This is a genomic window from Sorangium sp. So ce302, assembly GCF_051530145.1.
Classification (GTDB): Bacteria; Myxococcota_A; Polyangia; order Polyangiales; family Polyangiaceae; genus Sorangium; species Sorangium cellulosum_B.
On sequence record NZ_CP150326.1, the window covers coordinates 4,389,517 to 4,412,482 of the forward strand.

A 22,966-nucleotide genomic window follows, 5' to 3' on the forward strand; every position below is an offset into this window, starting at 1 on the left:
CCGGCTCAGCGGGGGAAAGCGGCGGCGTTCCCGCCGTCGACGGTCACGACGCAGCCCGTCGTGGCCTCGGCGGTCGCGAGATAGAGGAACGCCTGCGCCACGTCCGCCGCGGTGGTCTCGCGCCGGAGCAGGTTGTCGCGGAAGTAGTCGTCGACCGAGACGTTGCGGGCGCGGGCGCGCGCCTCCAGCAAGCCGGCGCCGAAGAGCGCGGTGCGGATCCGGTCGGCGTTCACGGCGTTGGACCGGATGCCCTGAGGTCCGAGGTCCACCGCGTACTGGCGCATCAGCGAGACGAGCGCCGCCTTGGCGACGCCGTAGGGACCGAAATCGGGCCCCTGGTTGAACGCGCTCTTCGACGCGTTGAACAGGATCGCGCCGCCTGAGCCCTGCGCGAGCAGCACCCGCGCCGCCGCGCGGGCGACGTTCTGGTGGCCGAGAAGGTTCAGCTCGAGCGACGCGCACAGGGCCTCGTGCCCCTCGGACGTGTGGAGGGATCCAGAGAACGCGCGGCCGGCGTTCGACACGACGACGTCGACGCCGCCGAAGTGCGCCGCGCTCTGCGCGAACGCGCGGTGCACGCTCGCCTCGCTGCGCACGTCGCAGGCGACCTTCATGCAGCGGCCGCGGTAGCGGCCCCCGAGCTCGGCGGCGGCCTTCTCGAGCGACTCCTCGTCGCGATCGGCCAGCACCACGTGCGCCCCCGCGGCGAGGAACACCGCCGCCGTCGCGTGGCCGATCCCCGAGGCGGCGCCCGTGATCAGCGCGATCCGCCGATCGAGCGGGCCCCGCTGCCCTGCGCCGAGCTTCAACTTCGCCTGCTCGAGGCTCCAGTACTCCATGTCGAAGAGATCGAGCTCCGGGACTGGCTGGTACCCGCCGAGCGCCTCGGCGGCCTCGATCACGGAGACGGTATGGGCGTAGACGTCCGCGACGATCTCCGCCTCGGCGCGGGAACCGCCAACGCACAGCGCGCCCGCCCCGGGGAACAGCAGCACCCGCGGGAACGGATCGAGCTCGTCGCGGACGACGCCCCGCGCCGCGCAGGAGCGGCGGAAGTACTCGTGGTACTCGTCCACGTACCTCGCGATGGCCTGCTCGACGGTCGCGCGGAAGCGCGCCGTGTCGGTGATGTCGTGGCCGTGGATGATGAGCGGCCGCGCCTTGGTGCGAATGACGTGATCCGGCGTGGCGCAGCCGAGCTGCGAGACCCTGGCCAGATCGTCGCGCGCGCAGAACGCGAGCAGCTCCAGGCCGGTGCGGAGCGTGCAGACCCAGGGGCGCCCCGACACGCGGGCGAGCGCTCCGCGGACGACCGGCCCGATGGCGGCCCGGAGGTCCGGATCCGCCACGACCGTGGGGTGCGAGACGATCACGCTGCGCTCGGCGATGTAGTGCTCGGCGCGCGTCACGGCGTCGATCATGCGCGTGTAGCTCTCCTCGGCGGTGTCTCCCCACGTGAAGACGCCGTGCTTGTCGAGGATCATCAGCGACGGGAGCACCCCTTGCGCGAGGCGCTCCCGGACGAGCTCTGCGACGCGACGGGCGAGCGCGAAGCCCGGCATGACGTACGGCACGAAGAGCGCGCCGTCCCCGTAGATCGCCTGGACGACCTCGGCCGAGCCGGGCTGATCGATGACCGCGAGCACGGCGTCCGCGTGCGTGTGATCGACGAACTTCGCGGGGATGATCGCGTGCAGCAGCGCCTCGACCGACGGCGTCGGGCTCGCCGGATCCAGCATCTGGCCGCGCAGCAGCGCGACCATCTGCTCGTCGGTCATCGCCTCCAGCGTGCAAGCGCGCTGGAGCGGCGCGAGGCGGCACGCCGGGAAGCCGCGCGGCTCGATGGTCGCGAGGTCCCACCCGCTGCCCTTGATGAAGAGCACGTCGACGCGATCGCCGAGCAGGTCGACGGCCGTGCTCTTGACGCTCGTGTTCCCGCCGCCGTGGAGGACGAGCGACGGATCGGCGCCGAGCAGGCGGGAGGTGTAGACGCGGAGGGCGAGATCCTCGCCCCAGGTCGAGGCGTAGGTGTCGAGGGTGCGCTGGGCTTCGTCCTTGCTGTGGCGAGGATCCATCGATCGGCCGCCTACCCCAGCGGCGGAGGCGCCGAAAGCCCGCCGCTCAGTAGCGGTAGTTCTCGGCCTTGAAGGGGCCCTCGGCGGGGACGCCCAGGTACTTCGCCTGCTCCGTCGTGAGCTGGGTCAGCTCGACCCCGAGCTTCGGCAGGTGCAGCGCCGCGACCTTCTCGTCGAGCTTCTTCGGCAGCAGGTGGACGCCGATCGTGTGCTTCTCGGTCCACAGGGCGATCTGCGCGAGGACCTGGTTGGAGAACGAGGTCGACATCACGAACGACGGGTGGCCGGTGGCGCACCCGAGGTTCACGAGCCGGCCGCGCGCGAGGACGATCAGCCGCTTGCCGTCCGGGAAGATGAAGTGATCGACCTGCGGCTTGATGTTCTCCTCCTTGATCTCCGGGTTCTTCTCGAGCCACGCGATCTGGATCTCCGAGTCGAAGTGCCCGATGTTGCAGAGGATCGCCTCGTCCTTCATCGCGATCATGTGCTCCGCCCGGACGACGTCGGCGCAGCCGGTCGCCGTGACGAAGATGTCGCCGACCGGGGCGACGGTCTCGAGGCGCTTCACCTCGTAGCCCTCCATCGCCGCCTGCAGCGCGCAGATCGGGTCGATCTCGGTGATGATCACGCGCGCCCCCAGGCCGCGCAGCGACTGCGCGCACCCCTTGCCGACGTCGCCGTAGCCGCACACGACGGCGACCTTGCCGGCGAACATCACGTCGGTGGCCCGCTTGATCCCGTCGCCCAGCGACTCGCGGCAACCGTAGAGGTTGTCGAACTTGCTCTTGGTCACCGAGTCGTTGACGTTGATCGCGGGCACCTTCAGCTTGCCCGCGCGGTGCATCTCGTAGAGCCGGTGCACGCCGGTCGTCGTCTCCTCGGAGAGCCCGCGGATCGGGTCGGCGCCGGTGAAGAGCGCCGGGTGCTTCTCGTGGGCGACGATCGTGAGATCGCCGCCGTCGTCGAGGATCATGTTGGGCCCCTTGCCGCCCTTGAAGGCGTAGAGCTGCTGCTCGATGCACCAGTCGTACTCCTCGAGGGTCTCGCCCTTCCACGCGAAGACCGGGATGCCGGCCGCCGCGATGGCCGCCGCCGCGTGGTCCTGCGTCGAGTAGATGTTGCAGCTCGTCCAGGTGACCTCCGCGCCGAGCGCCACCAGCGTCTCGATCAGCACCGCGGTCTGGATCGTCATGTGGAGGCAGCCGGCGATGCGCGCGCCCTTGAGCGGCTGCGTCGGGCCGTACTCCGCCCTGAGCGCCATCAGCCCGGGCATCTCCTTCTCGGCGATGCGGATCTCTTGCGACCCCAGTCCGCGAGCGTGATGTCGGCGACCTTGTAGGAGAGCTTCTTCTCAGCAGTCATGGTGTCCCTTTGCCTTTTCGGTGAATGCGCTTGAGCGCGCGCCGCGCCAGCCGACGAGCAGCTGCCAAACCAGGTGTCGATCCGGGCCTTCGCCCTGCCATGCGGACGGCAGCCGCCGGAGCTCGACGCCGGAGAGCCCGGCCTCCTCGGCGAGGCCCCGGAGGTCGCCCGGCGAGAAGCCGAGCCAGATGTCCGCCTCCTGCTCCCGGAGGGCCTGATCGTGGTGCGCCTCGTAATCGAGCACGCACACCGCGCCCCCGCGGGCGTGAGCGCCGTCGCCGCGGCCGGGCGCGACCGGGCGCGCGAGCTCGACGAGCGCGCGCATCGCCTTCGCCGGCTGAGGCGCGTGGTGCAGCACGCGCGCCGCGAAGACAACGTCGGCGCCCCCGGAGAGGGCCTCGCCGGCCTCCGGAGGATCGCCGCCGAGCGCGCGCGCCACGGCCCGGATCACCTCGGGCCCGTCGATCTCGCCGCACACCAGCTCGACGTTCTCGAGGCTGCGCCGCCGCAGGCGCTCCCCGGCGAGCTGCAGCTGCGCGCTCGCGCGATCGAGCGCGACGACGCGATCGAAGACGGGCGACAACACCTCGAGCAGCGCCCCGTCGCCGGTGCCCGCGTCGACCGCCAGCCGCCGATGGGGCAGGAGCGGCGCGAGCGCCGCGAGGTAGGCGGCGAGCTCGGCCGGCGGCCCCGAGCGCAACGGCCGCCCGCCGCGCGCGAAGAACTCGCGCGTCTCGGCGTCGCGCGCGGCCAGCACCTCCTCGATGCGCGCGAGCGTACCGTCCGCCGCGCAGGCGCGCTGGCCCGCGCGCACCGCGTCGTCGATCACGGGATCGGTCGTGGCCCGCGGATCCAGGCGGAGCAGCGTCCACGTCCCCTGGCGCCTGGCGAGCAGGATCCCCGCCTCGCGGAGCGCGGCCGCGTGGCGCGAGATCTTCGGCTGGCCCTCGCGGAGCAGCTCGGCCAGCTCTCCGACGGCGAGCTCCTCCGCCGCGGCCAGGCCGAGGAGCCGCACCCGCACCGGATCCGCCAGCAGCCGGTACAGCTCGCACCGCGCGACCGCCTCCTCCGGTTGAGCCGGCGTCTCTGCGACCGAGACCATGGATCATATATATGTGTTGATTCGCATTAATGCAAATAGTTTGAACAAGGCCCTGAACGCGCTCGATTTGCCTCGAAAGCCCGGCTGACATGTGTGCCCGGGCACTCCCGGCTCGCGCGGCGGGGCAGGCTCCCGTGCAGCGAGCAGCCGTGTCCAGCGATGCGCACGGGGGGCGGCCTTCAACGGCCGCCTCCTTCCGGGGCTCCTTCCGCATTCCTCTGCGATCGTCGCTGTCGTGGTGCGCCGCGGCGCCTGGCTCGCGCTGCGTCAACCGAACGAGCGGACGGCCTTCTCCAGCTTCGCCTCTTCCGAGGAGCGGAGCAGGCCCACGGCCACCACGGTGAGGCGCTCTGGCCGGAACAGCATGCGCGCGGCGTCGCGCACATCGGCGACGCTGACGCGCGCGAGCTCCTCGTGCCGCGCCTCCGGGGTGCGCGTGATGTCGGCGAGCGCGGCGAGCCCATGGAAGCCGGCGGTCGCGTCGGCGTCGTCGAGCATCGCCTCCACCGACCAGAGGTGGCGGTCCCGCGCCTTGGCGAGCTCGTCCTCGCGCGGGCCGACCTCGGCGAGCTCGCGGAGCAGCGCGAAGATCTCCCGGACCACCACGGTCGCGCGGTCGTGCTGGACGCCCGCGGCGATGTCGACGACCCCGTCGTCCTCGTAGGCCTCGAACATCCCCGACACGTCGTAGCAGAGGCCCAGCCGATCGCAGATCCGCTCGTACAGCCGCGTCGACATGCCGTCGTCGAGGACGCGGAGCAGCATCTCCACGGCGGGCTCGCGCGGATCGCGCTCGCTCACGCCCCGGAACGCGATCCGCAGATCGGTCTGGCTCGACTGGTTCTCGATGAAGCGGAACCTCGGCTTCTTCTGCCCGTTGGGCGGCGGCGCGGCGGGCACCTGCTCGCCGCGCGGCATGGCGCCGAAGTGCCGCTCGGCGACCCGCGCGCACGCCTCGGGATCGAGCCGCCCCGCAAGGCAGAGCACCGCGTTCGCCGTCGTGTAGTGCCGGGCGTGGTGGGCGCGCAGCATCGGCTCGTCGAAGCGATCGAGCGCCTCGATGTCGCCCGTGATCGTGAACCCGAGCGGGTGTCGCTCGTACATGAGCGCGCGCGCGTTGTTGTCCGCGTCGATGTCGCGCCCCTCGTCGTCGAGGTCCTCGAGGATCTCCTCGCGCACGATGCCGCGCTCGACCTCGATCGCGGTGAAGCGAGGCGACGTGGCCACCTCGCCGAGCAGGGCGAGCACCGGCTCCAGGTTCGTCGGCGGCACGGAGATGCTCATCACGCCGTGGTCGACGTGGGTCGCCGCGTAGAGCGTCCCTCCGAGGCGCTCGAAGGCGAGCGCCTGCGCGTGCGCGGTCGGCAGCGTCGGCGTCCCCCGGAACACCATGTGCTCCAGGAAGTGGGAGATCCCGTTGTTCTGCTGGCTCTCGAACCGCGAGCCGACGCGCAGGTAGAGCGAGGCGACCGCCCGGTGGACGTGCGGTTGCGGGACGAGGACGACCTTGAGGCCGTTCGAGAGGACGACGTCGCGCGCGTCACGCAGCGGGAGCGACGTCATTCCCCCTCGTCTTCGAGCGGCAGCGGCGGCTCGCCGGAGCCATCCTCGGCTGGCTTGGACTCCTTCAGGAGGTTCTGGTCGTACTTCACCTCGCTGCCGATCGTCGACTTCAGCCGGCGCACGTACCCGATGAGCGCGTCGTTCTGCTTCGCGGCGCGCATCGCCGACGTGTAGAACTCGCGATCCTTGTCCCACTGCTCCTGGCTCGCAGAGGTCTTCTCCTTGAGCTGGATCACCGCATAACCGTTCGCCAGCGCCACGACGTCCTTGGGCAGGTCGCCCGGCTTGTCGAGCTGGAAGGCGATGCGCGCGGCCTCGGTGCTGTCCTTCGCGTCCGCGACGGGTGAGCCGGAGACGTTGAACGGCAGGCTCGTCTCGACGGTGGGCCGGTTCGGGTGCGTCGCGATCGTGTAGGGAGCTCGCGCCTCCCCGGCCTCGGCCTGGCCACCCTCCTTCGCGCCCGCGTCCTTGTTGCCGTCGTGCTTCGCTGCGGCGGCCCCGCCGCCCGCCTTTGCGCCCGGCGCGGCGGCACCCTCCTTCGCGCTTGCCTTCTCCTTCGAATTCGCCGGCGTGAGCTGGGCCATGTACGCGGCGAGCGCGTCCTCCAGCGACTTGCCGCCCGCTGCGGCGGCGAGCACCTGCTTCGCGGCCTCGGCCGCGAGCCGCTCCGACTCGTGGGCGATGTAGAAATCGCGCGCCGTCTCCTGCCGGCCGATCTTCTCGGCCTCGGCGTCCTTCGCGATCTGTTCGAGCTTGATCACGTGGAAGCCGTCCTCGGTCTCGATGAGGTCCGACACATCGCCCGCCTTCATCTCGAAGAGCTTGTCCTCGACAGGCTTGCTCAGGCGCCCCTTGGCCACGCATCCGAGCTCGCCGCCGCGCGCCGCGCTCGGGTCGTCGCTCGCGCTGCGGGCCACGTCGGCGAAGCTCTCGCCCTTCTTGAGGCGCTGGACCGCGCCCTCGATCCGCGCCTTCGCGGCCGCCTTGCCCGCCTCCGGCCCCTGCTCGGCCTCCTCGGGCTTCACCTCGACCACGAGGACTCGGGCGACGCGGCACTCGGGCTGATACTGCGCCTTCCGCCCCTCCCAGGCCTTGTCGAGCTCTTCTTTGTTGTTGTCGGCCCAGGCCTGGATCGCCTTCTCCGACGTGTCCACGATGAGATCGCTGTAGAAGCGCCGGTCGAAGCGCACATACGCGAGCGTCCTGGTGGATTTCTCGCGCGAGAACTGCTCGAACGCCTCATTCTCGCCGACCCGGACCCGCGCCCGGATGAGCTCGCGCATCCGGGCGGCGATGAGCTCCTTCCGCTGGTAATCGCGGAAGTCCGTGGGGCTCATCTTCGTGATGTTCCGGATTTGCTTCTCGTACTGCTTGTTGTCGAATTTCTTCGTTTGCCGGTTGCGGACGTCCAGGTAGCGAGTGAGGTCTTCCCGGAGGCTGAGGGCGTAACCGACCTGGCGGATCTTGTCTGCCGGGAGCGAGACATGCACCCTGCCAGCCACGAGCTCGTTCGTGAGCTCGTCGTCCGAGACGCTGATCCCGAGGCGCTTCGCGTCCTCGTTGAGGAGCCACCGTTCGTAGAGCCCCTCCGCCGTGAGCCGCCGGTAACCCATCGCCCGGAGGCGGTTTTCGTCGACGCTCCGCATCGCGAGCAGGTTCTTCGACGCGTTGAAGTCGATCGAGGAGATGCAGCTGCCTCGGACCTCGACCGCACAGGTGCTCCCGGCCGACTGCACGGGCCCCGTGCTCGGGCGGAACTGGACGATGAAGACGACGGCGATCGCGATGATGATGGCGGCGCCGAAGATTTGGCTCAGTCTGTTCACGAAGGGCTCGCTCCCGGGGCGTGCGCCGCTCGCTCTTCGAGCGGCCTCCCGCCTTGGCCTGGCGCGGCATAGCACGGCGTCGACGGCGTGTCTTTACGGCGGTCGGGAGCGGGGCTAGGGGCACATGCCATGGCAAGCTCGAAGTCACAGCTCCCTGATTGCGGCCTCTACCTGACGACAAAGCCGCTCCCCGGACACGAGGACAAGGTGCCTGCTGGTACCCTCGTCTCCTTCCACAACCACTCGGACAACGGTCTGCCGACGGTCACGACGCCCGACCACAACGTCCACAACCGCTGGCACTTCCACGGCCCTGCCGTCGCGTTCCGGGGCACGACGTGGGCAGACTCCCTGCAGCGCCTCCCCGCCGAAGGGTTCTACACGCTTCGCAAGGAGCTCGCGTTCGACGGCGGCAACTGGCCGAAGGGCACGCTCGTGCAGCTCGGTTACACGCAGGCGGGCATGCCTATCCTGTTCATCGCCCGTGTGCGTTCGCGGCTTCAGGAGAACGACCTCTTCTTCTCCGACAAGGGCGTAGGCATCAAGCGCGAGCAGCTGTCCCTGCTCGAGCCCGTCTCTGTCTTCGAGGAGCCGAGCGACGGCTCCGGCCACCAGCCCGACCACGCCGACGCGCACTGAGCGGCCGCCGTAGGGGGCGCAGCCTCGTGCACCGCGCAGGACGCAGCTCCCGTCCATGCTGAATATCGACCGGAGCCCACAATTCTGTCCCCGGGCACGGCGTGTGCTTGTAATTTTCTTTCGTGATTCGACGCAGAACCCTCACACCCCCGTCACTCCAGATTCCACCCGAGCTCCTGGCCAACCGTCGCAGGAGCCCACGCCGCGAGCTGAGCGAACGGGTACGCCTGGAGACCGGCGAGCGCGCCGTCGCTGGCTGGACGCTGAACGTGAGCGTCGGCGGGCTCAGGGTGGTGATAGAAAATTCACTCGATCCCGGTACCGAGCTGACGGTCTGGCTCGACGGCAGAAGCCCACGTCCGGGTAGGATAATGTGGGTCCAGGACGAGCCCGATGGATCGATCGTCGGGGTGTGTTTCCTCGATGGTCTGGAGAATCGGGAGGGCATCAACGGTCTGGGGGGCCTGGAAGGAGGCCCCTCGAGATCGCCGCGATCGAGCTCCTGAGCCCACAGGAGCGCGCCGGCGCGCCAGAGCGCCACACGTGGTCGGCGCTGTCGGCTTGACGAGGCACCCGCAATTTTGCGATGGATGTTCCTGCTGACAGCTGGGGGTAGCCGGAAACCAGCGGAAGATGCCGACACCCGCGGAGATAAAGAAGGCCCTGCTCCAGGCCGGATTCGAGGTCTACCGCACCCGGGGCGACGCCGTGCAGGTCGCGGAGCGGGTGCGGGAGAACCTCCTCATGGACTCGGGGATCGTCGTGGGCGCCGAGCCGCTGCGGGTCGGGTTCGTCGTGCGCGCCCAGCGCAACGACTTCCCGGGTGCGGCGGACGAGCAGCTCTTCGAGCGGGCGCGCGGAATGGCCGAGCCTGCCGTGGCGCGTGGCTACGCCGAGGCTGAGGCCGCCCTCCGTCACGTCCGCGACCCCGGCGACGCGGAGCGGACGCTCGATACGTGGTGCGAGGTCCACTTCGAGAAGCGCGTGGCCTCGCTCGAGCTCGCCGTCAGCGAGGTGGGGTTCGCCCTCTCGCTGGAGAAGACTGCCCTGCCGCGCTGAGCGGTACGCGATGCCCTTTGACCGCGCCGCGAGCCTGCTCGGGCCCTCGGGCCCGTTCGCGCGTGGCCTGGACGGGTACGAGGACCGACAGGGGCAGGTGGCGATGGCGAGCGCCGTCGAGCGGGCGCTCGCGGAGGACCGCATCCTCCTCTGCGAGGCGGGCACCGGGACCGGCAAGACGCTCGCCTACCTGGTGCCCGCGATACTGAGCGGTCGCAAGGTCGTCGTCTCGACCGCGACGAAGGCGCTCGAGGACCAGATCTACACGAAGGACCTGCCGCTCGTGGCCGAGCACCTCCGGCTGGATCCGCGCGCGGCGCTGGTGAAGGGGCTCGGCAACTACCTGTGCCTGCGGCGCTTCAGCGAGCTCCGGACCAGCCCTGGCGCGGGCGCCGGGATCGCGGGGCGCTCGCTGCCGCTGATCGAGGCGTGGGCGCAGGAGACCGAGATGGGCGACGTCGCGGAGCTCGCCCACCTCGCCGAGGGGGATCCGCTCTGGCGAGAGGTCGCGTCGTCCAGCGAGACGCGCCTCGGCGCCTCGTGCGAGTACTTCGAGAGGTGCTTCGTCACGCGGATGAAGCGCGACAGCGAGGCGGCGCGCCTCCTCGTCGTCAACCACCACCTCTTCTTCGCGGATCTCGCGCTGAAGATCGCCGGAGCGCGCCGCGGCTTCGCCGGCGCCGGCGCGCTCCCGCCGTACGACGCGGTCATCTTCGACGAGGCGCACCAGCTCGAGGACATCGCGACGGGCTTCTTCGGCGTGCGCGTCTCTCGCGCGCGGGTCGACTCGATGCTGCGCGACGCGGACCGGGCCTTCATCGCGTCGGGCCTCGCCGATCGCATCCTCGGGCGGGGCGAGGGGACGGCGATCACGGCCGTGGTGCGCGAGTCCGCGGACGCGCTCTTCGATCGGCTCGCCTCGCTGGGCGGCGCCGCCGGCAGCGGGGATCGCGGCGAAGCCCGGAGCCCGCTCGCCAGGGACGCCTGGTCCGGCGAGCTGCTCGACGCGTACCACCGCCTCGACGACCACCTCGAGGCGCTCGCGGCCTACGCGAGCGCGAACGCCATCAGCGAGGCGGTGCAGCTCGTCGGCAACCGCGCCGCGCAGCTGCGGGACGACGCGGCGCGGATCGTCGACCCCGCGACGAACCAGGTCACGTGGGTCGAGGTGCGCGGCCGCGCCGTCTCGTTCGGCGCGTCGCCGGTCGATCTCGGGGACATGCTGCGCGAGCACGTCTTCGAGCGGATCGGCGCCGTGGTGCTGACGAGCGCCACGCTGACGACGGGCGGCTCCGCCGGGGCGGGGTTCCGCTTCCTCCGCTCGCGGATGGGCCTCGACGAGGACGTGTCGGTCCCTGTCGACGAGCTCGAGGTCCCTTCGCCCTTCGACTACCCGACCGCCGCGCTGCTCTACACGCCGCGCGACCTCCCCGAGGCGACCGACGCGGCGTTCGTCGAGCGGGCCGCCGATCGCGCGGCCGAGCTCATCGGCATCACGGGCGGCGGCGCGTTCCTCCTGTGCACGTCGATCCGCGCCATGAACGCGCTCGCCGCGGCCCTCCGCGTCCGGCTCGGGCGCGCCGCGGCGGTCGCCCGGGCGAACGGCAGCGCTCCGGGGCGGCAGGCCCCGCTGCTCGTGCAGGGGGACGCGCCGAAGGGCGCGCTGCTCCGCCGCTTCCGCGCAGAGCGGCACGCGGTGCTCGTCGCGACGATGAGCTTCTGGGAAGGGGTGGACGTCCCCGGCGAGGCCCTGCGCCTCGTGATCATCGAGAAGCTCCCGTTCGCGGTGCCGACCGATCCCGTCGTCGCGGCCCGGTGCACGGCGATCGAGCAGGGCGGCGGCAACCCGTTCATCGCCTACAGCGTGCCGCAGGCCGCGATCACCTTGAAGCAGGGCTTCGGCCGGCTGATCCGCGCGCGGACCGATCGCGGCATCGTCGCGATCCTGGACCGCAGGATCCGCACGCGCGGCTACGGCCGCGTGCTGCTCGACAGCTTGCCCGAGGCACGCCGGACCGACCGCATCGAGGACGTGCGCGCCTTCTGGGCGGCCCGCGCGGCCGACGCGGAAGCGGAGCGAGGAGGAGCACCGGCGCGGACGTGACGCGCGGCGCGAAGGGCCGCGAGGCGAAGCGCGAGATGAGGCGCGCGCTCCGGCGACGCGCGCGCTGCGTCGGCGCGCTCGTCAGGGATACGACGTCTTCCCGTAGATGCACCAGGCGCCGCCCTTCCGGAGGGCGATGACCTGGCGGAGCCTGTAGTCCGCCTTGAACCTGGGGTCCTCGTACGAGGCGCGGGAGGAGGGCACCGTCGGGGTCTTGCAGTCGATCCCGGAGGAGATGAGCAAGAAGTAACGCGGGTTCTTCGCGAAGATCGCGTCGGTGTAGCCGGCCCCGACCTTGTGCGTGTACGCGCCCGGCAGGCGGGAGACCTCGGGGCTGAGCAGCCCGAGCATGTCCACGACCGGGAAGCCCGTGCGGTAACCGACGTAGCCGATGTCGGCGAGCGCGATGGGGCCAGGCTCCGCGTTCTGGACGAGCCACTCCGCGGAGCGCCCTGCGGCGTCGTCCCAGAAGCCCTTGTCGTTGACGAGGAGGTTCCGCTGGGCCCGCACGAGCTCGCCGGCGCGGGTCGCGATCGTGATCGCGCCGAACGCCGCGATCGCGAGCGACGCCACGCGCTCGCGGCGCGCGGCGATCGCGCGGACCGCGTCGTCGGCGAGCAGGAACGCGAACGGCTCCGCGGGCGCGAGGAACCGGAAGTAAGGCATCCAGTCGCCGCCCACCGCGACGACGTACACGCCGAACAGCAGCGCGATCGACGCGATCGCGAGGCCGCTCCGGCGCCGGTGGACGATGGATGAGGCGACCGAGAGGATCCCGAGCCACAGGAAGGCGCCGGCGTGCTGCGCGTACTTGCGGACGTAGTCGCCCCCGCCCTGGATCTGCTGCGCGAAGTCGCCCGTCTTCGCGGCGAGCGTGTTCGGGAGCCACGCGCCGTAGTAGCTGTGCCGCCACACGAGGTGCGCGGCGACCGGGAGCGCGAACGCGACCAGGCGCAGCCCGCTCCGGCGCGAGAGCGCCTGCTCCGAGTGCCAGACGACGAGCAGCCCGAGGAACAGCGGCGCCTCCGGGCGGGTGAGCGCGGCGAGCGCGAACACCGCGCCGGAGAAGGGGAACCAGGAGAACCATGAGAAGACGAGCGCGGGCCGAGCGCCGCTGTCGTCGCTGGCGGCGTCCTCTTCGCGGAAGAAGAGCTCGGTCCCCGCGAGCGTGAGCAGGAGGAACAGCGGCGTCTCCAGGCCGAACACCGCGTAGCCGGAGAAGAGGACGCTCATCGCGAGCAGCCAGGTCGCGAGGCAGGGCACGTTCGAGAACGGACGCAGCCGCCGGGAGAGGAGGTAGGTCGGGACGAGCGCACCTGCGGCGCAGGCGGCGCCGAGCACCTTCGACGCCGCCGCCGGCGCCGCGCCGAGCTTCACCGCCGCGGCGAGGAGCACCGTCCAGAGAAAGTTCGTGTAGCCCTCGACGCGTTCGCCCACGTTGTAAACGAGCCCGTTTCCGTTCGCGAGGTTCTGCGCGTACCGGAACGAGATGTACGCGTCGTCGATCGTGAAGCTCGCGACGCGGAGCGCAGCCGCGATCGTGATCACCATCGGCGCGAGCAGCCCGAGCGTGAGCTCCAGCGAGGCGGGGAGGGGAGCGCCAGCGAGCCAGGTTTGAAGATCGCGCGCCGGCGAGGTGTGGCGCTCGGCTCCCGACAGCTCCTCGCCTTCGATGGCCTCGTCGTGTCCCACCTCCTCGCTCCTCCCCACTGCGGTCACGGGCTCGTCGCTCATCGGGCGCCGACCATACCGCGATTGTCACAGCCACAACGTCGAGCTGCGTAAATCGGGACGGGATGGTGTGCGAACACCCGGACGCAGTGCGAACGAAATTGCGCACTCTGGCTGTAGGGCTACGCTGTCGAGGCAGCCACGGCGACGGCTTCCCGTGCTGACAAGGAAGGAGTCGAGTGATGAGCGAGCTCGTTGCGCACCTGCCCGTGATCGGTCCCGTCGTTGTCCTGGCGGCGCTCGCCCTCGCCGCCGTCTTCCTCGTGCGCAGGGCGTCGGCCCCCGGTGCGCCCTCTTCCGCGCTGTCCGTGAAGGAGCGGGCCATCGTGGCGGCCTGCGCTGACGCCCTGTTCCCGGCCGGGGGCCCGATCCCGGTCTCCGGCACGGAGGCCGGGTTGGTCGAGTACGTGGACCGCTACGTCGCGCGCACACCGCGGCCTCTCCGGCCCTACATGCGGCTGCTGTTCCACTTCGTCGAGCTCTCGCCCTGGGTCTTCGGGCCGCGCCGCGCACGCTTCACGCGCCTCCCGCAGGCCGATCGCATCGCGGTGCTCGCGTCGATGGCGCAGAGCTGCATCTACCTCCGGCGGGTGACGTTCCTCTCGCTGCGGACGATGCTCTCGATGGGGTATCTCGCGAACGAGAAGGTCGCCGGCGCGATCGGCGTTGCCTGCTGCGCCACGCCCTTCGAGCGCCGCACCGCCGGGAGAGCGGCGGGTGAGCCCGCCGCCGCGGCGCCCCCGTCGCTCGCGCCGGGGGTGACGGCGTGAAGCTCCCCGTCTTCCCGGAGCCGCCTCGCGCCGTGGGCCGCGAGCGCGGCGAGCGGCGCTCGCTCTCCGAGGCGACGCTCCGATCGAGGGGCGCGGTGGAGCCGCTCGCGCCCGACGAGCCGCGCTCGCAGGTGAAGGTGTTCGCCGACTACGAGGGCGAGGTGCGGGCGTCGTGCGAGGTGCTCGTGGTCGGCTCGGGGCCGGGCGGCGCGGTCGTCGCCAAGGAGCTCGCCGAGGCGGGGCGCGACGTGATCCTCGTCGAGGAGGGGCCGCCGTTCGGGGTGGAGGATTTCCGCCAGGAGCCGGGCGAGTCGCTCTCGCGCACGCTGCGCGAGGGGGGGATGCGCGCCGCCCGCGGGCGCATGCTCATCCCGACCATGCAGGCGATCGCGCTCGGGGGCGGCTCGGTCGTCAACTCGGCCATCTGCGCGCGCTCGCCCGCCTGGGTGTTCGACAAGTGGGCAGAGCGGACCGGCACGTCCTCGCTCACCCTGGACGCGCTGCTGCCCCACTACGATCGCGTCGAGCGCCTGCTCGGCGTCTCACCCACGCCGATGGAGGTGCAGGGCGAGCGCAACCTGCGCTTCAAGCGCGGCTGCGACGCGCTGGGGCTGTCGAGCGAGCCGACCCACCGCAACGTGCGCGGCTGCCGCGGCTCGGGCGAGTGCTTCACGGGGTGCCGCAACCGCGCAAAGATGTCGACCGACGTCTCGTACGTCCCCGCCGCGATCCGGGCGGGCGCGCGCGTCTTCACCAGCGTGCGCGCCGAGCACCTGCTGCTCTCCGGCAGGCGCGCCGCCGGGATGCGCGGGCGCACGATCGAGCCGTTCACCTGGCGCGAGGGGGCGCCCGTCGAGATACGGGCGGAGCTCGTCGTGCTCGCGGCCGGCTGCATGGCGACCCCGCTCATCCTGCTCCGCAGCGGCGCCGCCGGCTCGAGCGGCCATGTGGGCAACGAGCTGCAGCTCCACCCTGGGCTCGCCATCATGGCGGTGTTCCCGGAGCCCATCGATCCATGGGAGGGCGCGACCCAGGGCTATCACTCGCTCCACTTCATCGAGCAAGGGATCAAGCTGGAGGTCCTCTGGTCGCCTCCGGCCGTGCTCGCCGCGCGATTCCCCGGCCTCGGGCACGACTACCAGCGTCACCTCCGGACATACAACCGGATGGCGCCGTTCGACGTCATCATTGCAGCCGAGCGGTCGCGCGGGACGGTGCGTCCGAAGCGCGGCAGCTGGGACCCTGATGTGCGATTCGACTACGCACCGCGCGACGTCGAGAAGATCCAGCGCGGTCTCGGCATCTTGTCAGACATCTGCTGGGCGGCGGGGGCCTCGTCGATACTGCCCGGGCTGCACGGCGTGGCCGACGAGCTGACGTCGCCGAAAGAAGCCGAGATCCTGAAGAGCAAACGGCTCGACGGGCGCGACACGATCACCGCGGCGAATCACGCCTTCGGTACGGCGCGGATGTCGAGGCGCCCGCGGGACGGGGTGGTCGATGAGGAGGGGCGCTGCCACGATCTGGACAATGTGTACGTCGCTGACACGAGCATCTTTCCTGGAAGTCCTGCAGTGAATCCGATGCTTACGTGCATGGCGCTGGCCGATCACATCGCATGCTGCATCATCGAGCGCTGGTGAGGTGCGCGGCGGCGTGTCACCACAGGAGTCAGTGAGCCAGGGGCGCCACATCCGTCGGGCAGGCACGGCATGTCGCGGACGGTATGTGAGGGGGGCTTTGCACTCGAGAAGGAGGCAACTCCCGAGTTGATACGAGGCCCCCGCGAGGTACAAGTTTAACGGCACGTTTCAACTCGCACGGGGCCGAGCCGTCCGTCCGCCGAGCTGGGAGGGAAGCTTTGGGACCGAACGCAGTTTCAGCTGCAATTCCGCGCGGACAAGCGCGCTCGCCGCATCGGAGCCACAGCCATCACGGCCGTGTGCTCCTCGTCGAGGACGAGCCCGACCAGGCGGCCATCCTCGAGGCGGTCCTGCGCCATGAAGGCCTCGACGTCGTCGTTGCGTCGAGCGGCGAGCAAGCGCTCGAGATCCACCAGCGGACGCCGGCTGACGTACTCGTCACGGATCTCAACCTGCCGGGCATGACGGGGGTCGATCTGATGCGCCGGCTCTCGCCCGGCGAGCTCGAGGGGCCCGAGCCGAAGGCGCCGCCGCCCCACGTGGTCATGGTCACCGGCGCGGCGTCGATCACGAGCGCCGTCGACGCGCTCAAGCTGGGAGCGGCCGACTACCTCCAGAAGCCGCTCGATCCGGCGCGCCTCGTGCTGCTCGTGCGCGAGCTCCTCTCGTCGCCGCCGACCGAGTTCGACGACGACGATCCCCTCCATGGGCAGCTCGTGTTCGAGGGGATGATCGGCGGCTCGCTGCGGATGCGGGAGGTCTTCACCCGCATCGAGCGCGTCGCCGCGACGATGGCCCCCGTGCTCATCGTCGGCGAGAGCGGCACGGGCAAGGAGCTCGTCGCGCGCGCCATCCACAACCGGAGCCGCCGCCGCGCGGGCCCGTTCGTGCCGGTCCACACGGGCGCGATCCCGCGCGAGCTCATCGGCAGCGAGCTCTTCGGCCACGAGAAGGGCTCGTTCACCGGCGCGTTCGCGGCCGCGGAGGGCAAGTTCGAGGCGGCGGCGGGCGGCACCGTCTTCCTCGACGAGGTGGGCACGATGGACGCGGCCGTGCAGGTCAGCCTCCTCCGCGTGCTCGAGACGTACCGGTTCACGCGCGTCGGCGGCCGCAAGGAGATCGAGGCCGACGTCCGCGTCGTCGCCGCCACGAACAAGGACCTGCTCGACCTCGTCGACGACTGCGTCTTCCGCGAGGACCTCTACTACCGGCTCAACGTGTTCACGGTGACGCTGCCCCCGCTGCGCGAGCGCAGGGAGGACGTCCTGCCCATCGCCGAGCGCTTCCTGCTGAAGTTCGCCAAGCGCTACGGCACCCCGGCCCGCCGCCTCTCGGACGCCGCCGTCGAGCGGCTGGCCGAGCACGACTGGCCGGGCAACGTCCGCGAGCTGCGCAACGTCATCGAGCAGACGGCGCTCTTCGCCTCGAACGAGCTGGTCTCGGCCAACGACGTCCAGCTCGGCCAGGGCCGGATCGAGCGGCGCTCGGGCCGGCGTTCCTATGACAGCATCCCGTCGGCGAGGGTGGCGGCGCCGGTCGTCCCCGCCGAGCCGGCCGAGCCGCTCTCCGTGCCGATCGTTCATGCCGCCGACTTGGTGGTTCCCTCCGAGCCCGTGCCGTCGCACGTCGGCGCGCAGCCTGTGCCGTCCTCCATCGGCCCAGCCTCGATGCCGCGGAGGCCGGGGGAGGCGGGCACGCACGAGGCCGAGCCGTCGCGGGACGCCGGCGAAGCGGCCGAGCACCCGCTCGTGCTGCGCCTTCCGGTCGGAACGCGCCTGGCGGACGCGGAGCGCAAGCTCATCCTTCTGACCCTCGAGGCGGTGCGCGGCAACAAACAGCGCGCCGCCCGCGTGCTCGGGATCAGCCGCCGCGGCCTGTACTCGAAGCTGCAGGCGTACGGGGAGCACGTGGGGAGCCACGAGGCCCAGGGGCACAGCGAGAGCGCCGAGCCGCAAGACCCGGTCGACGATGTGCCGGTCGTCACCGACGAGCCCGCCCTGGAAGAGCTCGGTTCCGCGCGCGGCGACGCCTGACGGAGCCTCCTTGCCGCTCTGCGCCGCGAGGCCTCACCGCGCCGCGCCGCGAGCTCACACCGCCACACCGCAGGTTCGCAGTACGGCAGCAATCACGGGTCGCGCGGGCGCGTCGAGTGTGAGGCGCCTCCCCGCGCGGATGGGCGCCTGAGCCGCGCCGCCAGGCGGCTGGTCGCACTCCGGAGCCCGACCTGCGCGCTGCTGCGCCGCACCCCGACAACGGTCCCGTCGGAGGTCCGTCCCTTTGTGCTTTACGAAGGGACGACGACCTCGGCTATCGTAAAGCGGAGCTGCGAGATCAGACGCGCGACTGGCACGTCAGAGAGCGGGCCACCGGCGCGGCATCAAGGTAAACTCTACGCGACGCCTCGCCGGCACTACACCCCAGCGGGCCAGCCCCCAATGAAGATCACCTGCCAGTCCTGTCAGTCGAAATACACCGTCTCGGACGAGAAGGTCCAAGGCAGAACCGTCAAGATCAAGTGCCGCAAATGCGGCGCGACGATCCTCGTGAACAGCTCGGGCGTGACGACCAACGGCGGGCTCGCCGATCCGGTCTCCGGCACGAGCGTTCCGAATGACGGGACGACGTACCTGGTCAACGTGGCGGACGGCGATCAGCGCTCGATGGCGCTGGCCGAGATCGTCACGAGCTACCAGTCGGGGGTGATCAACGCCGAGACGTACGTCTGGGCGGACGGCATGGCCGACTGGCAGCCGCTCGGCCAGATCGACACGATCGTCGCGGCCCTGCATGCAGGCAGCGCTCCTGCCTCCGTGGCTGCGCAGGAGGCGGCGCCGGTGCAGTCGACGTCGGTGCCCAGCGGGGGAGCGGCCCTCGGGCAGACCTCCCCGGGCGTCGAGTCGGTCGCGGCGGCCGCTCCTCGAGCAGCGGCGGTGCGTCGCGATCCGGCGCGTCCGACGCAGGATCTCTTCGGCGCGAGCCCGGGCGTCGAGGCGCACCGGCCCAGCTCCGACGACGTGGCCACGAGCGCTCCGCTCTTCAAGAGCGGCGCGGCGCCTGGCCAGCGCGACGAGAACTCGATGCTGTTCTCGCTGAGCGCCCTCACGGCGAAGGCCGCCGCTCCGGCCCCGGCGCGGGCGGCCGTCAGCGCCTCGGACGACTCCGGCCTCATCGACCTGAAGGCCCTCGCGTCGGGAGCTGGCGTCCGAGCGCCGTCGCCCGTCGCGAGCATCGTCGCCAACGATGGCGGCCTGTTCCAGCTCAGCGCGCCGATCGTGACCACGGCGCGAGCGCCGTCGGTCGCGCCGCCGAACGTCGGCGAGGCCCCTTCCAAGAACCGCGCCCCGTTGATCATCGCCGCGGGCATCGCGATCGCGGGCATCGCGATCGCAGGTGTCTTCTTCCTGATGAAGGGCGGGGGCAGCACGCCGGTTCCCACCGCGGTCGAGACCGCGCCGCCCACGGCCGCCGCGCCGGCGACGACGGCGCCCCTCGACACGGCGCCGGCGCCGGCGCCCACCGCGTCGGCGACGGCGTCGGCGACCGCGACGGCAGAGCCGGTCGCGAGCGCCGCGCCGAGCGCCACGCCGACGGCAGCAGGGGCGCGTCCGAGCACGAGGCCCTCGTCGCGACCGAGCACCGGCGGCGGCACCGCAGGCAAGCAGTCGCCTGCTGCGGCCGCCCCGGCGCCGGCCGCTCCGGCCCCCGCGAAGCGCGGCGGCTGCGGGTGCGCGGTCGGCGATCTGATGTGCGCGATGCAGTGCTCCGCGAAGGGCAAGTGAACGCGCGTCGGCCGTCGTCCGATCGGTGAGCGGAGATCCTCGTCGCCGGAGCCGCGCGTGCAGCGGCTGCTCCGGCGCTGGGCGTGCGATGCGCGGCCGGCGTGAGCCAGCCGCTGCAGACACGCACGACGCGAGCCGCGGCTGAACCTTGGCGTGGGCGCCCGCAAGGACGGTGCGGCGCCTGGACCGCCGCGCTAGCATCGTCCGTCATGAGTGAGCCCGACGGGCGGCTGCGCGCGCCGGTTCCTCGGCGGATGCCGGGCGCGGCGCGGCGCTCCACGATGGCGCTGCTCCTCTGCGCGAGCGCGGCAGGGTGCGGTGGACAGGCGGCGATGGCGCCCTCCGGAGGACCGGCGTCGCGCGATCGCAGCGCTTCCGGGCAAGCGTCGCGCCCGGCTCCGGGCGGGCGATCCTCGCAGGGGGCGCTCGTGACCATGGTCACTCCATCGCGGCTGCTCCCGGATCTCGTCGGAGAGCGCGGCGTGGTGGCCAGCGAGGCGGGGGCCAAGCGGGTGCTCATCGATCGCATGCGCGTCGTCGCGCACGACGACGGATCGCTCGAGCGCGCCGCCGACCTGTTGCCGTCAGGTCAGGTCACCTCGCTCAAGCTGCCGACGCGCCTGGGTGGCGGGTACCTGTTCCACGCGTCGAGCCGCGGCAGCGCGCAGCTCTGGCGGGCCCAGGCGTGGCTCGCCCCGCTCGAGCCGCTCGTCCAGCTGCCGTCGGAGGCGAACGAGATCCTCGCGGGGTTCGATCGCCTCTACGCTCGGCTCTCGCACAGCCACCGGCTCCTCGCGATCGACGCGCAGACGGGCGCGGCGATGCCGCTCGGCCCGCTCCCACCGGCGAGCACGTACGGTCAGATCGCGTTCGCCGACGGATGGCGCGCCCTGGTCGAGGCCGATCTGCGCGGCCTGCTCGTCACGTTCGACGCCGGGGCCACCTGGCGTGAGGTCGAGATCGACGCGCGGCCGACCTCTGTCGCCGTCGTCGGCGGCGATCCTGCCGTCATGACCGCGAGCGGGCTCTACGCGGTCGATGCGCGCGGCGGCGTGACGTACCGCACGCTGGATGCTTCCGATGACGTGCTGGAGCCGCCGGCGCGCGCCCCGGGGCCTCTCGGGAGGCGCCCGCTCCGCGCCGCGGTCGAGGACGGGTGGCCCGACTCGAGCACGACCGCGGTGGTGGCTCGCGGCGGCGCCCTGGCGCGCGTCTCGCTGCGCGACGGGGCGGTCATCGACGTCGCGCCCGACGCCTATCCGGAGCGAGAGGCGGCCTGCCATGCGATCCGCGCGGGGGCGTCGTTCGGGTTCGTGTGCGGCGAGCGCGAGGGGCCGACGACCCTGTACGCTTTCCAGCCGCCGCTCGGCATGCGCCGGCTGATGCGCTTCGACGAGCCCCGCTTCGTGGTCGCGAGCGGCAACGGCGCGCTGGTGATCCGCGGCTCCTGCAGCGAAGACAGCGCGGTGCGCGCCGGGCGTGCGTACTGCGTCGTCGCTGCCGACGGGCGCACCCGCGAGATCCACGTCCGCGCGCCCGCGCGAGACGTCGGCATCGAGCGCGTCGTCGCGCTGTCCGACGGCCGCATCGCCGTCCTCTCGCCGCCTCGCCTGGACGCGTCGGGGCAGCTCACGCTGCTCAAGGGGAGCGACGTCACGACCGTCCCGCTGATCCTCCCGCCCAAGCCGCGCAGCACCGCGCGCGATCTGCAGCGCGGTATGTGGATCGAAGGGTTCGAGGAGCGTGAGCCCGGCGTCATCGGCGGCTGGGTGGAGGCAGGCGGCCCGATCGTGGGCGTTCGGATCGACGCGAAGAGCGGGAAGGTGACCGCGGGGGCGCCGCGCCAGGACGGCACGGGCGCGCTGTTGTCTGGGCGGTTCGCGTTCTCCCTCGGAGAAGGCGAGCGCGCCGCCGAGTCGACGGACGGCGGCATGACCTGGCGCTCGCTCGATCTGCCGGAGCGGGACGACGACACCGCGGCGTCGAGGACGCGCGCGTGCGGCCCCGTCGGCTGCGTCTTCAGGGGCTGGATCCGGGTCGGCTGGGGCAAGACGGCGCTGCCGGACGATCTGGCCGAGGCGAAGCCGCCGCCGGTGCTCCAGACGCCGCTCCGCGCGGGGAGCCCGATCGCGATGCGCTGCGAGGCCCTCGGCTCCTCGACGCCACCGCTGCCGGACAAGCCTCCCGCCGCGCCCTCCGCGCGCGCCGAGGGAGCGCGCCCGGCCTCGTCGGTCACGCGCTCGGCGTCGACGGAGATTCCGACGTCGCCGTGGGCTCCTTTCCGCAACACGCCCCCGCCCAAGCGTGGGGCGGACGAGATCGGCCTCGATAACGGGGCTCCGTACGACATCGTGACGATGCGCGCCTACGCATGGGGCAAGCGAGGCGCAGACTGGGCGCGCGCCGGGCGCTGGCTCCTCCGCTTCGACGATCGCTTCGACCCGGATGGCGGGGTGCGTTCCAGCGGCGTGAGCGCCTCGCCTTGGTCGGATGAGGCGTCGGCCGCTGAGGCGCTCGGGGTGGTGGCTCAGGGGGCGGCGTCCTGGGGCGCGTACCTCGATCCTGGCGGACGGGCCGCGCTGACCCACGTGTGTCGGGGCGCCGGATGCAGCCTGTTCGCAGCCTCTGAAGGGCTGCCGATCCTTCCGTTGCGCGACAGCGCAGGCCGCGCCGGCAATTTCCTCCGGCCGTTTCCGAACGGCGCCGTGCGGCTCGGCGAGACGTGGTTCTTCGTGACGCCCGGCGGCTCGTATGACGTCGTGGCGCTGTGGCGCGCCGACCTCGGGATCGCGCGGCAGCTGGCGACCTATTACCGCCCTGGCCGCACGGGCTACGGCGTGGATCCTCCGCGCCTGGTCCGGCGTGCGCTGGGCGGCGGCGTCGGCCTGCTCATCTCGGCGGCTCCCGACCCTGGCGTGCGCGCCGGCTCCTGGCACGTGCTCCCGATCGACCGCGAGACCGGCGCGCTCGGCGAGGCCGTGCCGCTCGGCCGCAAGGACCTCGCGGATACACGGCTCGAGCGCTGCGCTCCGGGTCAGGACGGCTGGCTCCTCGACGCGAGCCTGGAGGGCTCGCCGAGCTTCGACGTCGGCGGAAGCGCTCCCTCCGTCGACGGCGCCGAGTTCCGGCTTCGCCTGGATCCAGGCAGCGCGTGCGTCGAGGCGATGGCGGTGAGGCTGCAGGGCGCCTTCTCGAAGGCACCCGAGAAGCAGAACGACGTTGGCGCCAGCGCGATCCCGCTCGCTGCGACCGAGCGCGCAACGGGCCGGAGGTGGCGGTTGCGCTGCGAGCCGAAGGACGCCGCCAGATGATC

At 71.8% G+C, this 22,966-nt stretch carries 14 protein-coding genes and 1 pseudogene; 9 read left to right on the forward strand and 6 right to left on the reverse strand.

Features of this window, described 5'->3' with window-relative positions:
• Positions 1-5 precede the first annotated feature (5 nt).
• The 5 genes and pseudogenes from WME73_RS16700 to WME73_RS16720 form a co-directional block, all read right to left on the reverse strand.
• Positions 6-2,075: a bifunctional aldolase/short-chain dehydrogenase gene (locus WME73_RS16700; RefSeq protein ID WP_437916324.1), complete on the reverse strand. Its 2,070-nt coding sequence runs from the start codon at positions 2,073-2,075 to the stop codon at positions 6-8.
• Positions 2,076-2,121: 46 nt separating this feature from the next.
• Positions 2,122-3,437: pseudogene (gene ahcY / locus WME73_RS16705) on the reverse strand (adenosylhomocysteinase).
• Positions 3,427-4,539 (reverse strand): ArsR/SmtB family transcription factor, encoded by a 1,113-nt coding sequence (locus WME73_RS16710; protein WP_437916325.1) that lies wholly within the window; start codon positions 4,537-4,539, stop codon positions 3,427-3,429. Before WME73_RS16710 ends, ahcY begins: the two are co-directional and overlap by 11 nt.
• Positions 4,540-4,806: 267 nt before the next feature.
• Positions 4,807-6,102 (reverse strand): M16 family metallopeptidase, encoded by a 1,296-nt coding sequence (locus WME73_RS16715; RefSeq protein ID WP_437746440.1) that lies wholly within the window; start codon positions 6,100-6,102, stop codon positions 4,807-4,809.
• A complete protein-coding gene (locus tag WME73_RS16720) occupies positions 6,099-7,928 on the reverse strand; it encodes a peptidylprolyl isomerase (protein ID WP_437746441.1) in 1,830 nt (609 codons plus the stop codon). Before WME73_RS16720 ends, WME73_RS16715 begins: the two co-directional genes overlap by 4 nt.
• Positions 7,929-8,057: 129 nt before the next feature.
• On the opposite strand from WME73_RS16720, the gene WME73_RS16725 reads away from it, so the two are divergent.
• From WME73_RS16725 to WME73_RS16740, 4 genes are all read left to right on the forward strand, one after another.
• Complete coding sequence (locus WME73_RS16725) at positions 8,058-8,567, forward strand: hypothetical protein (RefSeq protein ID WP_272098187.1); 510 nt, start codon at positions 8,058-8,060, stop codon at positions 8,565-8,567.
• Positions 8,568-8,689: 122 nt separating this feature from the next.
• A complete protein-coding gene (locus WME73_RS16730; RefSeq protein ID WP_437746442.1) occupies positions 8,690-9,073 on the forward strand; it encodes a PilZ domain-containing protein in 384 nt (127 codons plus the stop codon).
• 127 nt (positions 9,074-9,200) lie between these two features.
• Complete coding sequence (locus WME73_RS16735; protein WP_437746443.1) at positions 9,201-9,626, forward strand: hypothetical protein; 426 nt, start codon at positions 9,201-9,203, stop codon at positions 9,624-9,626.
• Positions 9,627-9,636: 10 nt separating this feature from the next.
• Positions 9,637-11,730 (forward strand): ATP-dependent DNA helicase, encoded by a 2,094-nt coding sequence (locus WME73_RS16740; protein WP_437916326.1) that lies wholly within the window; start codon positions 9,637-9,639, stop codon positions 11,728-11,730.
• Positions 11,731-11,811: 81 nt separating this feature from the next.
• Here the strand turns inward: WME73_RS16740 and WME73_RS16745 are convergent, their stop codons facing one another.
• Positions 11,812-13,464 (reverse strand): hypothetical protein, encoded by a 1,653-nt coding sequence (locus WME73_RS16745; RefSeq protein WP_437916327.1) that lies wholly within the window; start codon positions 13,462-13,464, stop codon positions 11,812-11,814.
• A 179-nt stretch (positions 13,465-13,643) separates the two neighbouring features.
• Between WME73_RS16745 and WME73_RS16750 the strand changes: the two genes are divergently transcribed.
• The 5 genes from WME73_RS16750 to WME73_RS16770 all read left to right on the forward strand — a co-directional run bounded on the left by WME73_RS16750 (position 13,644) and on the right by WME73_RS16770 (position 22,964).
• Positions 13,644-14,231, forward strand: coding sequence for a gluconate 2-dehydrogenase subunit 3 family protein (locus WME73_RS16750; RefSeq protein WP_437746446.1), 588 nt, complete (start codon positions 13,644-13,646; stop codon positions 14,229-14,231).
• The gene (locus tag WME73_RS16755; protein WP_437916328.1) at positions 14,228-15,874 is read left to right on the forward strand and encodes a GMC family oxidoreductase N-terminal domain-containing protein; all 1,647 of its coding nucleotides are present in this window, start codon (positions 14,228-14,230) and stop codon (positions 15,872-15,874) included. The genes WME73_RS16750 and WME73_RS16755 overlap by 4 nt, the downstream gene beginning before the upstream one ends.
• Before the next feature lie 299 nt (positions 15,875-16,173).
• Positions 16,174-17,907, forward strand: a complete 1,734-nt coding sequence (locus tag WME73_RS16760; RefSeq protein ID WP_437746448.1) for a sigma-54-dependent transcriptional regulator — start codon at positions 16,174-16,176, stop codon at positions 17,905-17,907.
• 402 nt (positions 17,908-18,309) lie between these two features.
• Positions 18,310-19,653, forward strand: a complete 1,344-nt coding sequence (locus WME73_RS16765; RefSeq protein WP_437916329.1) for a zinc-ribbon domain-containing protein — start codon at positions 18,310-18,312, stop codon at positions 19,651-19,653.
• Positions 19,654-19,862: 209 nt separating this feature from the next.
• The gene (locus tag WME73_RS16770; RefSeq protein WP_437916330.1) at positions 19,863-22,964 is read left to right on the forward strand and encodes a hypothetical protein; all 3,102 of its coding nucleotides are present in this window, start codon (positions 19,863-19,865) and stop codon (positions 22,962-22,964) included.
• The last annotated feature ends 2 nt before the right edge of the window (positions 22,965-22,966 follow it).